A 13,818-nucleotide genomic window follows, 5' to 3' on the forward strand; every position below is an offset into this window, starting at 1 on the left:
CCCTCATTTAAACAGTCCACCGCACACGCGCTTCATATCAGAGAGGCGACAGTGAGGGCCTATCTCACGCGCCTTCGAGAAGCTCTGCGCGTCCGACCGGAGCTCTGCTGTCCGGCGGGCCATCAACCTCGGCCTGCTCGATTGACCCACCCGCTGCCAGGCGTTCCGCGACATCGTGAAGACCCTCGCGATCGACGATCTTGAAATGTCATACCCTGCTGAGAATATGATCAAGTGACAGATACACCGGCTCGTCAGCGGACGCCTCTCCGTGAAAGCCACCCCACACTCGTCGTTCAGATCCATCCCGTACGCAACGGTGCTCTGGACGTAGCCGCACTCAGCTTCGGCAGCAACCGTAAGGTGTGGTGGCAATGCGCGGTAGCACCGGATCACGAGTGGGAAGCGATCGTGTCCAGCCGAGCCCGAATGGGCAACGGATGCCCGAGCTGCGCCGGCTATCAGGTGTCGGTGACAAACTCATTGGCTACGCGGTTTCCGCAGGTCGCTGCCGAACTGGATCCCGATCGCAACGACGGCCTGACCGCCGACCAGATCGTTGCTGGCAGCAACCGCAAGCTGTGGTGGCGCTGCACCGCCGGCCCCGACCACACATGGCTCACCACTGTCAGCAGCCGCACCAGAGGTGGCACCGGGTGCCCGGCTTGCTCCGGAAATCAGGTGTCGGTGACGAACTCACTGGCCGCCCGGTTTCCGCAGGTCGCTGCCGAACTGGACTCCGATCGCAACGACGGCCTGACCGCCGACCAGATCGTTGCTGGCAGCAACCGCAAGCTGTGGTGGCGCTGCACCGCCGGCCCTGACCATCAATGGCAGGCGACAGCCAACCGCAGAACCAGCCAGGGCACCGGATGCCCGGCTTGCGCCGGCTACCAACTGTCGGTGACAAACTCGCTGGCCGCGCGATTCCCGCAGATTGCCGCGGAACTCGACATGGACAGCAACGACGGCCTCACCGGTGACCAGATCGTCGCTGGCAGCACCCGGAAGGTGTGGTGGCAGTGCATCAAGGGAGACGATCACCGATGGCAAACGACGATAGACAACCGCACTAGCGGCGGGCACGGCTGCCCATGCTGCGCCGGACGTAAGCCATCAACCACCAACTCGCTCGCTGCTCTGTTCCCTCAGATTGCCGCTCAGCTAGATCGTGAACGCAACGATGGCCTCACCGGGGAGCGCATCGTCGCAGGTAGCAACCGCAAGGTGTGGTGGCAATGTCCCGAAGCAGCCGATCACCGCTGGCGAACTACGGTCAGCAACCGTACTGGGCTCGGTCACGGTTGCCCTTGCTGCGCGGGTTTGCAGGCGTCGGTGACCAACTCACTCGCCGCTCGTTTCCCCGTGATCGCAGCCCAACTGGATCCCGACCGTAACAACGGGCTCACCGCCGACCAGATCGTTGCTGGCACCCACCTGCGCGTGTGGTGGCGCTGCCCCATCGCCGCAGACCACCTTTGGCAAGCCAGCGTCGTGGACAGAACCAGAGCTGGTCATGGTTGTCCAGGCTGTTCAGGGCGTCAGGCGTCGGTGACCAACTCACTCGCCGCCCGCTTCCCTGCGATCGCAGCCCAACTGGATCCCGACCGTAACAACGGGCTCACCGCCGACCAGATCGTCGCCGGCAGCAGCAGCATGAAGGTGTGGTGGCGCTGCCCCGTTGCTGATGACCACCGATGGCAGGCCACGCCAGGAAGCCGCACCGGGGGTGGAAACGGTTGCCCGGCGTGCGCGGGGCAACAGGCGTCCGTGACTAACTCACTCGCGAGCCGATTCCCGGAGTTGGCCGCCCAGCTCGATCCCGTCCTCAACGGTGAAATCACGGGCCATCACCTGGTCCCCGGCAGCGATCGGAAGGTGTGGTGGCGGTGCATCGTTGATGTGAGTCACGCTTGGCAAGCCACCATCGCCAACCGAATCAACGCGGGCAGTGGATGCCCCGACTGCGCAGTCACGGGCTACAAACCGAATCTTCCAGGTTTCATCTATCTGCTTACCCGCGGGGATTCCACCATCCAGCGCAAGCTGGGGATTACCAACGTTCCCAAGCGCAGGCTCACAACACATACACGCAACGGCTGGACGGTCTTGGAGGTTTCCCCAGCGTTCGACGGCGCCGAAGCCCGGCGGGTAGAGAACGGCTTCTTCGCGCTACTGGCCTCACGTGGCGTGCGGCAACAACGCGCCGACATCGTCGACCGCTTCGATGGATACACCGAAACGTGGGCCTACGATCACCTTCCGATCGACTCATTGGCCGAGGTGTACGTGCTGATCGGCTGGCAGCCAAAAGAGCTGGATCCCCACCAGATCCCGCTGCCCACCGAGACCAATCCCGAAAGCTGACGAACTTAAGCAGCGGATCGACGACGTCTCGCCGCAGAAGAGGCCTGCCCAACTCCGGCGACCTCGGTCACTGCCAGTGGTGAGCGCAGGGGTGACGCGGATTGACGTTGCCGATGTGGCCGCGTAGTTCGCGCAGGTCTACCCGGCCGATGCGGTGGTGTAGGACGTCGACGGTGTCCACGGAGCCAGATGTCGCCATCGGCAGCCGCTTCGATGCCCCAGGACTTCCCCGGGTATGCGGATGCCGCCATCGCCTGTAGCCGTGGAGCCGGTGTGGGGAACAATGACTACTACTGGCCGGCTTGGCATCGTCGATATCCGAGTGTCGGCCGCCTCGAACCAGCCGTACGTCACGGAGCCGAGCGGATGACGGCGTCGGGTCACACGGCCCGGAAGGGACATGTCGTGGTGACTGAGGCGCCGGACGTTGCTGAGCCCGACCTGGTCTATTGCGTGCACGGCACGTTCGCCGGTGATCGCGAGGGCAACGACGTCGGCAGCCGGTGGTGGCAGCGGGGAAGCGCCACCTGGCAACAACTCGAGGAGCGGCTGCCTCCGGGCACGGCCCTGCCTGCTGACGACATGCCTCTGTTCCATTGGACCGGCCGTAACTCCCTCGCTGACCGCCTGGACGCCAGCCATCGGTTGCTGGCACGCCTTCTGGAACTCGAAAGTCGCGGACGGCCGTACCACCTGATCGGGCACAGCCACGGCGGATCCGTGATCTGGGAGGCGCTCATCACCGCCCATCTCATGCGCGAGCAGCGCACCGTCTTTCCCGCAGTCCGGCCCTACTTGCAACAACTGGGCCTGATACCTCCTGCGCCGCGCCGGACAGCCTGGCGACGAGTCGCCGATTGGCCCGACCCCCACCGCTTCCCGCCAGCCGGGCGGACAAAAGATGAGTATGCCCGGCTTAGCCCTCTTCTGGAACTGAAGCACCTGCGGAGCTGGACGACGGTCGGCACGCCGTTTCTGCACTATCTGCCGCAACACAAGAGCTTCGTCGTTCGGGGCTGGCCACATCATGCCTTCTCCCTGGTGAAAGTGGGGCAGAGCCGGGCCATCGACATCCTGTTCGCAGCGCTTCCTCAGGTCTGGATGATCATCCCGATCTTCGCGGTCCTCGCGGCACTGTCCGGCGAAGCAGTGATCGGCCTATCGGTCGCGGTAACGACCTTCCTGCTTGGCATAGTTCCGACCGGGTGGGAGAGCCGCCGAAGCACCGCACGCTCGGTGAGCACGCGCGCGGTCGCCGCCCGCGAGGCCGCCGCCCGCTTCGGCGACCGATGGCTCGGACTGTGGGCGCCCACCGACGAGGCCATCACCGGGCTGAGCAATACCATCGGCGCTGGCGGGCCTTCGTACCGACGGCTCTGCGTTGAGCCGACCAACCGACCAACCGTCCCCGCCGAGCCGGCACCGCCTACCCCCGCGGAGCTCCTGCCACTTCCCATGATCAAGCTTGGTGTTCCCGGCTACACCGGGCGCCTCGCGCCGGATGCGGTTCCGTGGAGCAACCGCATCATCCGTGGCCCTCTCGCCACGATCGTCAATCACACTGCGGCGCCGCTTGCGCAACGTCTGGTGGCCGGCACGATGGTGCGCGCCGCGCAGGGGTCGGACATCCCCGGCACGGTACTCGCCTACGTCAGCGCTACTCCGCTGCCTTTCGATCAAGTCCCCGACGGACTGCCGGTACGTGTCGCCGCTGACCTGGAAATACAGGCGACGAAGCAGACCGGTGTCCTGGGCGCGAGTGTCCGCCAGGCGTACGCGCAGGCCGCCCTCAATGGCCTGCCGATGCGTACGCTCGGCGGCGCTGTGGCGCGTATCCCCGCCGCCGACACCGCGCTGGTGCATACCTCGTATTTCGGCAACGATGCCGTTCTTGAGCTGATATGCCAGCAGATTGGTCGTACTGCCAGCAGCCCCGGCCAGAGCAGTACAGCGGATCAGGACCTGGTTCGGTGGCACGATGAGACAGCTGCGGCCACCGCGGCGAAGCTCGCGCGCTACATCACGACCAAGACCTGACTGCCGCCGAGGATGTCGTCGGCGTCATGAAGGCGTACGTCTGATTTCGGCAGTGAGTATCGCACCGACAGAGCCAGCCATGTCCACGACTCGGTGGCGGGTGGTTAGTGATCTTGCACCCTCCGTGCCGCCCGACTGGCCCGCGCCGCGACTGAAACGGCGCACATACGATCTCGGCCAGCGAGCATCCGGGTCAGCATCCTCAGGCACGCGGATGCCTCGGCTGCGACGTGCGCCGGGCCGGGGGGCTCGGCCTGATTATTCGACGAACGTGACGATCGTCTTGGACCGCCGCCGCAGCTGGTTCATCTCCGATTCCAGCCGATAGGTCTTACGGGAGTTGCACAGCCAGTGAGCGCACTGGACGTTGTCGCGTCGGTGCTTGCCTCCGCGTACTAGCGGGATCACATGGTCAAGGCTGACCGACCAGAGGTTCGGGAAGATTAGGGTCCGGTCGACCGGCTGTTTGCAGATGCCACAGACCCAGCCGTCGCGTTCGTAGATCTCGATGTCGGTGAACTTCTCGGAAGCCGGATCCCGGCGCGCAAGCCGTCGGTTGCGTTTGTTGTTGCGGTTCTTGACCCGGCGGATCTCCGGCCGATCCTTGAGCCACTGCTGAGACTGCTGCTTCCACGCTCGTTCGGCACAGGACGGGCACCGTTTACGGAAGTTTCCGTTACGCCCGATCTGCTCGATGGTCTTGCCGCAACCGAGGCAGGTCGTGCGCCACACCGTCGGTGGCAGCGCATTCGCATCCCGGCGCGCCTGCTCGGCGCGACGTGCATACTCCGGCCGGCAATCCCGGCAACAGACGGGGATCTGACCATGCCGGGCAACCGGCCTCGCCTCGCCGCAGATGACACAGGTGAAGACGACGGGCCGCCGGGCCGTCGTCGCCGCCCGGTTGCGGGCGTTCTGGCGCTGCCGCAAGTTCGCTGTCGTGCACGACAGGCAGTTGCGGGGCGGGTTGCCGCCGCGTGCCTTCCAGCCAAACTCGAGCCCGCAGGCGCCGCACGTGTAAACCTCCGGTCGCCTCGGATAGTTGTCGGCGTAGTACTGGCGGGCGTACTGGATCCGCCGCTCACGGTTGTGAGATTCGGCGCAGGATGTGCACCGCACCGGCCGCTTCCCTCGTCCCGGGATCTGTGGCAGCGGACCGTCGCAGCCGACGCATCGGCGCTCCAACTCCGCCCGAATGCGCGCCTCGCGTTCCGGTGCGCGCTTACGGCGCTGAGCTTCCCGTGTCTGCTGACGCTTGCGTTCGCGCTGGCAGTCGCCACATCGCGGGGAATGACGGCCACCTCCGGTGACCAGGGGGAGTTCCCTCGGGCAGTCCTCACACCGCCGGATCTTCGTCTCCACGCCTTCTGTAGTCCTTCCTGTTGGTCGAGCAGGTCATGCAAACTGATGAGCCCATCGAGGCCGTTGCGTGAGTCGTGGTACGGCCCGGCAGGGGCGATACTGCTAAGCGCTCCGGGTACCGCCCAGCGGCGGTCGACACGCCGCTACGCTTGACGGCCGAGGTGTCGACGCAGTTCTTCCACCAGACGGCGCTTTAACTCGTCGTCGGTCCCGAGGTCCTCGACGGCAAGCCGGACCACCGGAATCCCTGCCCGCTGCCATTGCAGGTCCCGGTTGCGGTCGTCGACATAACGGCGTTGGTTGCGGTGGTGCGGTCCGTCGGTTTCGACGATGACAGCGCTGCCCCGTCCGAGAACCAACAGGTCAGGAGACCAAGTGTTTCCGCTGCGCAACCGCACTCCGGGCAGCGGAGCGATCGCGATGGCGTCGTGCTCGGGCATCGCGGCCTGGAGCTGCGACAGCGCCTGGTAGACCCGCAGTTCCTCCTTGCTGCCGAAGGTGAGGCCGTCCTGCACGGGATGATTGGCGGCCCCGGACTCTCGGCGAGCCTGATTGGTCGGCCTCTCCAGGCGCTGTGCGTAACTTGTGCGCCAGTCGCCCTCGATGACCGGCAAGGCCGGCCGCACGCGCACGGAGGTGACGTCCGGTCGACTGTTGCGCTCCGCGACGTACTTCAGAGTGTTGGCGATGCGCTGCCGAATCTCTTCGGTGAACCGCTCGACGAGATGGTCATCGACGTCGAGGACCGCGACCCGGGAATAAATCTTCACGGTGATCAGGTCGTACTCGCTCAGACCGAACGGCGGGCTCACCTGTTGTGTGCGAAGCAGTTCGTCGGTGTCGACGATCGTGATAGCTCGGACGTCGACGAGCAACGCCACCGATTGATCGTCACCGCGCTGGGCGAGCAGACCCGCGGTCTGGCCGAGGATCCGGTCGCAGACCTCTACCTCGTTATGATCCCACTCGTCTGTCACCGTCATACCCCCTCAGGCCGGCCCGCGATGAGGGTATGCGTGAGGTATGACATTCCCGCAGCCGTGCGGCATCAGCCGAGGGACGTGGTGAGGCGACCGGCTCGCAACGCGGCCCCGTGTTCACCCGGCGGCCGCCGACACCGCGTGGCTAGGCAGATCCACCACGGTCACCCAGCACTGCGGCTTCGGCCCTGATCTACTGGTGAGAGCGCCTGAACGTCAAGGTCGAACGCGCAAACTCAGCGGCACAACTGCCGGTCGATCACGGCATTCCCGCCGCGCTGAGCGGTAGGCGAGAAAGACACCGATCTGGCAGTTCTCGATCCGCCCGCGTTCCCGGAATGCCGCCGGCCTACACCCGCAGACTCCGCACCCTCTCCAGGAAGCAGGTGTCGTCGATGATCAGCACTCCGCCCGGGTCGCCTAGATGCTCGATCACGTAGTCGCGTACCTCGTCACGCACAGCGTCGATTTCCCAGTCCGCCCTCCGCAACAGCCGCGGCGTCCCATCCGGCGATAAGTCACCGGCCTGCTCGGCCAGGGTCCAGCCCTTTCTCGCGATCAAGACCGGCGACCAAGCCCGGACGGATACCGCCGAGCCCGCCGTGGCCCTGGCCGGGTGAACCGAGCATGCAACCGGTCCAACCCACCCTGCCACTGATCAATCTCGCTCGCCGCCATGCACCACGCAAGAGGGCTGACCATCGATATGTTGATCTGCCGAATGCCGTTGAGCGCTAGAGGGGGAGTTCGTCCTGGCCGTCGACGAGATCAGCGAGGTCGGTGAGGTCTCTCATCTCGACGCCGAGGCTTCCCCCGAGTTTCAACTCGAGTGGCGTATACGACCCCGTATAGATCATCACCTTATGGGTGGCCGGCAGCGCGTCCGCGGCAACGACGAGTCCAGCCAGCGCCGTATGCATGTTGTGTCCGGACGTTCGAACAGCGATGGCGGTCTTCTGTCCACCGCGGTGCACGACCATGTCCGCTCCCGACTCCCTGACCTGAAGATCGGCCACCTCATATCCCGCCCGGGCGTACAACCGCGCCACGAGCGTGGCGAGCTGGTCGATGCCGAGGCGATCGAAGATGTTGTCGAGGCCCTGAAGCAGGCGATGGGTTAGCAGGCCGATGTTATCGGGGGGAGCGGTGGAAAGCCCTTCGGCCTGTTCCAGGGTTTCGTCGGAGATGTCGGCGTTGAGGAAGGTCTTGGCGCCGGTCAGGAAGTCGTGCAAGGTGACCATGAGTAGTTCGGCGCCGGTTTCGTCGTACATTTCCTGGACCAGTTCCGGCCGGGCCCTCACCGGATGGCGGTCCTTGTCATCGAGGACCCACAGGTCCTCTTTCACGTCGGTGGTGATCCAGACGACCTTCGTGAAATCGCCCTCGCCGTAGCGGAGCCTGTCGAGTACCTGGTACCAGAGGATCACATCGCCGGCGGCGCCGAGCGCGTTCTTGTTCTCGGCGTCCCTGTAGCCCGGCGGGATCTGGTTGGGGAACCGATACTCGACCGTCTCCTGGACGATTTGCCGTACTCGCGCCGCGTCGTAACGAGGGCCGACCTTGCCGTCGAGGATCGTCGACAGCCGCGCCAGGATGAGATCCGTGGACGCGTCGGCGAAATCCCGGACCGTCACGTCATGCCCGCCTTGGATCGCCGAGAGTTCGTCGGTCACAGGGCTGAGCATGTCCGTCAGTCTCGTCTTGATGTCGTCCTTGGCGAGACCATGCTGAGCGGCGTGCCATTCGGCTTCGGCTAGGTACTTCGCCCGGTAGTCGGTAAGCGTCTCCACAGCATCGCTGATCGCCCTGATGGCCTTATTCAGGGAGTCGCTGACCTGCTTCTTGGTTTCGCTGTGGCGCTTCTTCTGGTCCGGAAGAACTTTGTCGCGGTTGCGCGCGAACTCCAGGGCTGACTGGTGCGGAACCCACAGCCTGTCCTGGTGGTTTTCCAGGGTGCTCAGGAGTTGCTCGCGGGCGGCCGGGCCGATGCGATAACAGCCGAGCAGGATGTTCGCGTCCGGGACGAATAGGCCAGACTTGAAGTAATTGTCCTGGATGCTTTGCTGCCCCAGCCAACCTGGGAACATGCTCCGGAACTCGGTCCGCTCGCCTGTCACGCTGGTCATGGTATTGCGGTCTAGTTGTTGCCCGAAGCCTGAACCTTCCACGTCATGGAACCAGCCCCACAAGCAGAGGTCGCATGGCATGCCGCGGATCCGGTAAGTCTCGGGAGGAGACTTGTCGGCTGGCGACTTCGGTCCGCAGTACGCCGCCGTCGGGTGCTGGGACGACGTTGAGCCCAACGGCTCCAGCGGAGGCTGGATTGATCACAGCCGTCGTCGATACGACCTCGACGTACGTCGACCAGGGTGCGGGCCGGCCGTCGTCGTCCCAGAAGACAGTCTCGGCGCCGGTCGCGAACAGCCCGGCGTTGAGTGACGCGATGGCCGCCGCCGTGGCTACCGCGTCCACCGAGTTTCCTCGCCAGCCTGGAGAACTACCGGCGATGACCACACGCAATAGGTGTCTTTCCGGCCGTGACAAGACACCGAAATGGCGTGTCGGCGACACACGATCCGCGGGTACGGTCAGCATCCGTGACCGAAGCAGATGCGGGCCAGGCACCGTCATGGCAGCCATTGAGCCGACGAGAGGCCGGAATCCCGGCCGGCGGTTTCGTCGAGGACATGCCGGATTGGCTCTACACCCAGGTCCAGGAGTGGCTCTTCCGAGTGCTTCAGTACATGCCGGGGCCAGTGACGACATTGCGGCCGGGACACGGTCTGACTGGACGTTTTAATAACGTTGGTGAGTTATCGGAGGGTTGAGAACCCGCGATCATGGCTACGGCTGGCCGATACGCCCGAATCAACCCTTTCGAGATGACTCTGATATGAGGAGATCTGCGGCCTTTGATCCCTCGATCGTGTTTGATTAGTTTTCCGCCCGGAATCGACGGACCTGGTGTCCCCCTCGCCCGCCGATGCCACCGTATCCCCAGGTCATGACCGAACGACGCGCATACCCATCCGACTTGTCCGACGCTCGCTGGGCCCTGATCGAGCCGCGCCTGAGCGCCTGGCGCCAGGCCCGCACCGACGCCCGAACCCAGCTCGGCATCAAGGGCCGCGTCCCCACCCACGACCTGCGCGAGATCTTCAATGCGATCCTCTACGTCAACCGCACCGGCATCGCCTGGCGCTACCTGCCCCACGACTTTCCTCCACATGCGACGGTCTACGGCTACTTCGCCTTATGGAGCAAGGAAGGGATCTTCACCGAACTCAACTACAACCTCACCGGACTCGTCCGCGACCACCACGGCCGCACCGTCGAGCCCACCGCAGCGATCATGGACACCCAAAGCATCAAGACATCCACGAACGTGCCGCTCGAAACCCAGGGCATCGACGCCGGCAAGAAGATCGCCGGCCGCAAACGCGGCATCATCACCGACACCCTCGGCTTACTGCTCGCTGTGCTCGTCACCGCCGCCAACGTCAGCGACAACGTGATCGGCAACGACCTGCTCGACCAGGCCACCGCCACCTACCCCACTCTGGCCAAGACCTGGGTCGATGCCGGTTTCAAGGTCAAAACCGTCGAACACGGCGCCACACTCGGCGTCGACGTCGAGATCGTCACCAAAGACCCACAGGTCAAAGGCTTCAGCGTCACCAAACGGCGCTGGGTCGTCGAGCGCACCCTCGGCTGGCTCATGCACCACCGCCGACTCGCCCGCGACTACGAAACCCTGCCCGGCAACTCCGAATCCATGATCACCCTCGCCATGATCGACAATCTCGCCCGCCGGCTCACGGACGAAAACACCCCAACCTGGCGAGACCCCCAAATCACATAGCACCACAAAATACGTTAATCAGACGTCCTCTGAGTGCCGATACCCGCCAGATCATGTTGCGCATCCGCACCACCGTCCAGCCCTGGAATCTGCCCGCGGACGACCCGGCATTCCTTGATGCCGTCGACGCCGCGATCCGTTGGATCGACTGGGGTGACTGGTCATCATTTCGTACCGAGCACGGCAGCCCCGAGTCGTTGGAAGCGATTCTCGACGCCGCAAACTCGATGTGGCGTGCCACCCGCCGCGGCCTTGAACGGCGCCAGAACCCCACCGTCACCGCCGCGAACGCGATAGCGACGCGCGACGCCGGCGACGAGGCAGCCCGACATCTCGCCGCGGCGTGGGACGCCGCCTACGGCCGCCAGCCGGACCCGGACAAGGCCTACGACCAGGCCGTTCTCGCCGTTGAAGCAGTCGCTTGCCCGCTGGTCTGCCCGGCTGATCCCCGCCGGACCCTGGGCACCGTGATCAGGGATCTGCGCAACCAGAGCAGCCGCTGGCGACTGACCATCGGGGATCGCCTCGGCCAGCCCGCCGAGCCGGGGCGGCTCATCGAGATGCTGGCGCTGCTATGGGAAGGACAATCCCGTCATGCCGGCAGCCCGAACTCCCGCACCCAAACTCCGGCGGAGGGTGAGGCAGCGGTGCACCTGGCGGCCACCCTGGTGCAGTGGCTCGGCCATGGCGTGCTGTACCGGCTGCCCTGAGGCGCCTGCCGCCACACTGTCAGCGATCGAGGGCGATCTTTTGCGAAGGTCTAGAGTTCGTCGACGAAGGTCCGGTCCGCGGCCATCGCCTCATACGCGGCACGCTGCCAGCAGTTGACGGAGGTCGAGACCCAGCTCTGCGCGCTCGCCCGGAGGTGTTTTGCGAGCAGCTGCGAGCCTCCGGCGCTACGCAGGTCCGCGCGCAAGCCTCGTTCGCCGGCGATTAGCCGCTGTGCTTGGATGGTGTAGAGCTCAGCCAGCGCGTATTGCTTGAACTGATGTCGGATTCGATTCGCGATCACCTCCGAAAACGACCCGTCCGGTTCCGCGAAGAACTGCACGACCGGAGGCAGTCCAGGCAGTAGCCGTGCCGTCAGCCACCTACCGGTATCGGCATGCTCGAAATACGGGTGGAGCGGTTGTTCGTCCGCGGCGGCCGCGGTCCTGTTGTTCTTGCGGTGGTTGCATGGGGTGCAGGCTGGCACGAGGTTGTCCGGGGTCACCGACAGCAACGCGAACTCGGACTTCGGCAGAACATGGTCCAAAGTATCGGCCGGAAAGTGCCCGCAAAACGGGCACGCGTCCGCGGCAGCGGACACCAGGAGGTCGTAGACGACCCGGCCGGCCTTGTTCTGCACCAATCCCTCCGAGTACAAGCGGACCAGTTCGGCCCGGTCGTCCTTGTTGGGCCTGACCGACGGGTCCTTCTCGGTCCTGTTACGCAGAGCGGAAAGATCATGAAGGCCGCCGGCCATCGCCGCCTGGGCGTATACGACCGCGGCTGCCGCCACGTGCGGCGCCAGCTCCGTCAGGCGGGCTCGACGGCCTGTGTCCCGGACCCCGCGCGCGCACGCTTCATACATGTGGGCGGCACTGATTCCAGGCCTCCGGAGAGGCCACATCAAACACCGCCAGCACTGTCACGAATCGCGACCAAAGCCCGCGCGATCCCGCGGGCTTCCAGGCCGAGGCGGTCTTTGAACAGCTCGAGAATCGCTTCGTAGGACAGGCCGGCGTCGACGGCCTCACGGATCACACGGTGGTAACCGGAGTGCGTCACCTCCAGGGAAAACACCTCATGGGTGAGAACACCCACGTTCTCTCCGAACGTCTCCATCGTCGGCCGGCGCGGATCGCTGACCACTCCGGTCGCGTGGATCACCCACACGCAGTCCGACGGCACTTCCTGCAGGACGACTGGTGAGTGCGTCGCCACGATCGCAACACCGTTACGGTCGAGCAGCAACTCTGACAGCGCCGTGATGAACGCTGCCAGGAGCGGCGGGTGCAGATGAGCCTCCGGCTCGTCCAGAACGACAAGGGTTCGTTCGTGAACGAGTTCGACCAAGCTCGTCATGATCAGCAGCACGATGGCATGACCAGAACTGAGCCGGCTGAACATGGACGTCGCCAGGCGCTGCCGGTCCTCGAACGTAACGGCAAGGAAGTTCTCGACCCAGGCCTCATCCTCCAGGAAACCGGACCCCGGATAGCGCAGCGTCTTGACCGCACGTAGCCACCGATCGGCCGCCTCACCGACCAAGCAAGCATCCAGGCTGGCCGCGAAGCGCTGAGCCAACTGATCACGTGTCGAGGGGGTAGCTTCCTCCCCGTCATGTGGTTGATGAACGCCGATGCGCCGGTATGGCAGAACTTGGCTTTGCTCAGGAATGTCAACGAACGCGTCGAACGCACTGAACGAAACGGCGACCACCCCGCCGGAGAAGGTCACCATCGGTCCTGGGTCACGCTCGATGATCCTGCCGACCTCCGACTCCACCGCGGCTGAGTCGGCAACCGCTCGGGTGAGGCCACGCAGCAGGTGCGATTTGCCGGCGGAGTTCCGCCCGATTATCACGTGGATGTTCGTCGGCGGGAGCCGATTCGGTACCACCGCGAACCTCAACGGCTGCGTCCAGAGTCGTGAGTCCGCCGAGTTGAAGAACGACGCAGGCTTGTAGTCGAACACGTACTCGGCAATCCGGTCGCCGCCGATAGCGGCTCGGTGAAACTGTGCCTTGACCACCTCAAGTGGAAGATCACGTAGCAGCGAGGTCAGAGTGACATCCTCGTGGCGGGCTCTTTCCAGCAGAGCTGGCTTGTAAGCCAAGTCGTTGAGGGCGGTGAGAACCTCGACCCGTACATCAGGCCCAAGTTGCTGCAGCCGCTCGTAGTACGTCGCTTCCCTAGCAAGTGAGAAGAACGCGGCGTCGAGTCTTTCGAACCGATCCGGCAAGCTCGGAGCGGCATCCCAGTCGACCGGGACACCGAAACCGCCGATTCGCACGTTGCCGATGTCGTGAGGTGAACCGTCGTGATCGATCAGAACCAGGTAGAACTGAGTGACGTAGCCGAAGTCGTTCCAACGGTCTTCGATCAGGTAAGCGAAGCCAGGGAGGGCCGGCACCTGAGAGCCACTCGGCACACGCGTGCCACGCGGGAGCCGGACGAACTGCACGAACACCCTCCATCGCACTCACCAATGGGCGCGTGATTTCAT

9 protein-coding genes and 1 pseudogene are annotated in these 13,818 nt (G+C 64.7%); 4 read left to right on the forward strand and 6 right to left on the reverse strand.

The window, feature by feature from the left end; all coding sequences use genetic code 11:
- The first annotated feature begins 234 nt into the window (after positions 1 to 234).
- Both ACTEI_RS04885 and ACTEI_RS04895 read left to right on the forward strand, forming a co-directional pair.
- Positions 235 to 2,367: a zinc-ribbon domain-containing protein gene (locus ACTEI_RS04885; RefSeq protein ID WP_122976554.1), complete on the forward strand. Its 2,133-nt coding sequence runs from the start codon at positions 235 to 237 to the stop codon at positions 2,365 to 2,367.
- Positions 2,368 to 2,772: 405 nt separating this feature from the next.
- Positions 2,773 to 4,404: a hypothetical protein gene (locus ACTEI_RS04895; protein ID WP_145831108.1), complete on the forward strand. Its 1,632-nt coding sequence runs from the start codon at positions 2,773 to 2,775 to the stop codon at positions 4,402 to 4,404.
- Positions 4,405 to 4,662: 258 nt separating this feature from the next.
- On the opposite strand, the gene ACTEI_RS04900 is transcribed toward ACTEI_RS04895, so the two are convergent.
- The 4 genes and pseudogenes from ACTEI_RS04900 to ACTEI_RS04915 all read right to left on the reverse strand — a co-directional run bounded on the left by ACTEI_RS04900 (position 4,663) and on the right by ACTEI_RS04915 (position 8,872).
- Positions 4,663 to 5,523: an HNH endonuclease gene (locus tag ACTEI_RS04900; RefSeq protein WP_164465837.1), complete on the reverse strand. Its 861-nt coding sequence runs from the start codon at positions 5,521 to 5,523 to the stop codon at positions 4,663 to 4,665.
- 386 nt (positions 5,524 to 5,909) lie between these two features.
- Positions 5,910 to 6,743: a PDDEXK family nuclease gene (locus ACTEI_RS04905; protein WP_164465838.1), complete on the reverse strand. Its 834-nt coding sequence runs from the start codon at positions 6,741 to 6,743 to the stop codon at positions 5,910 to 5,912.
- A 248-nt stretch (positions 6,744 to 6,991) separates the two neighbouring features.
- A pseudogene (locus ACTEI_RS04910) lies at positions 6,992 to 7,424 on the reverse strand (transposase); the annotation flags it as partial.
- A gap of 56 nt (positions 7,425 to 7,480) precedes the next feature.
- Entirely contained in the window at positions 7,481 to 8,872 is a 1,392-nt protein-coding gene (locus ACTEI_RS04915) for a PIN-like domain-containing protein (protein ID WP_145831107.1), read from the reverse strand.
- Between the two features lie 878 nt (positions 8,873 to 9,750).
- Here ACTEI_RS04915 and ACTEI_RS04920 point away from each other — a divergent pair.
- Entirely contained in the window at positions 9,751 to 10,608 is an 858-nt protein-coding gene (locus ACTEI_RS04920; protein ID WP_122976141.1) for an IS5 family transposase, read from the forward strand.
- Between the two features lie 53 nt (positions 10,609 to 10,661).
- On the forward strand, positions 10,662 to 11,318 hold the full coding sequence (locus ACTEI_RS04925) for a hypothetical protein (RefSeq protein WP_122976559.1): 657 nt from the start codon (positions 10,662 to 10,664) through the stop codon (positions 11,316 to 11,318).
- Positions 11,319 to 11,368: 50 nt separating this feature from the next.
- Here the strand turns inward: ACTEI_RS04925 and ACTEI_RS04930 are convergent, their stop codons facing one another.
- Together ACTEI_RS04930 and ACTEI_RS04935 are read right to left on the reverse strand one after the other, a co-directional pair.
- Positions 11,369 to 12,109 (reverse strand): HNH endonuclease, encoded by a 741-nt coding sequence (locus ACTEI_RS04930; RefSeq protein WP_164465839.1) that lies wholly within the window; start codon positions 12,107 to 12,109, stop codon positions 11,369 to 11,371.
- 110 nt (positions 12,110 to 12,219) lie between these two features.
- A complete protein-coding gene (locus ACTEI_RS04935) occupies positions 12,220 to 13,776 on the reverse strand; it encodes an AAA family ATPase (RefSeq protein ID WP_164465840.1) in 1,557 nt (518 codons plus the stop codon).
- Positions 13,777 to 13,818: the final 42 nt, after the last annotated feature.

It is taken from the genome of Actinoplanes teichomyceticus ATCC 31121 (assembly GCF_003711105.1).
GTDB classification, from domain to species: domain Bacteria; phylum Actinomycetota; class Actinomycetes; order Mycobacteriales; family Micromonosporaceae; genus Actinoplanes; species Actinoplanes teichomyceticus.

Coding starts and splice junctions, on each gene's coding strand:
- ACTEI_RS04915 (WP_145831107.1), bottom strand. CDS start 8,872: ATGACCAGCGTGACAGGCGAGCGGACCGAGTTCCGGAGCATGTTCCCA.
- ACTEI_RS04920 (WP_122976141.1), top strand. CDS start 9,751: ATGACCGAACGACGCGCATACCCATCCGACTTGTCCGACGCTCGCTGG.
- ACTEI_RS04925 (WP_122976559.1), top strand. CDS start 10,662: ATGTTGCGCATCCGCACCACCGTCCAGCCCTGGAATCTGCCCGCGGAC.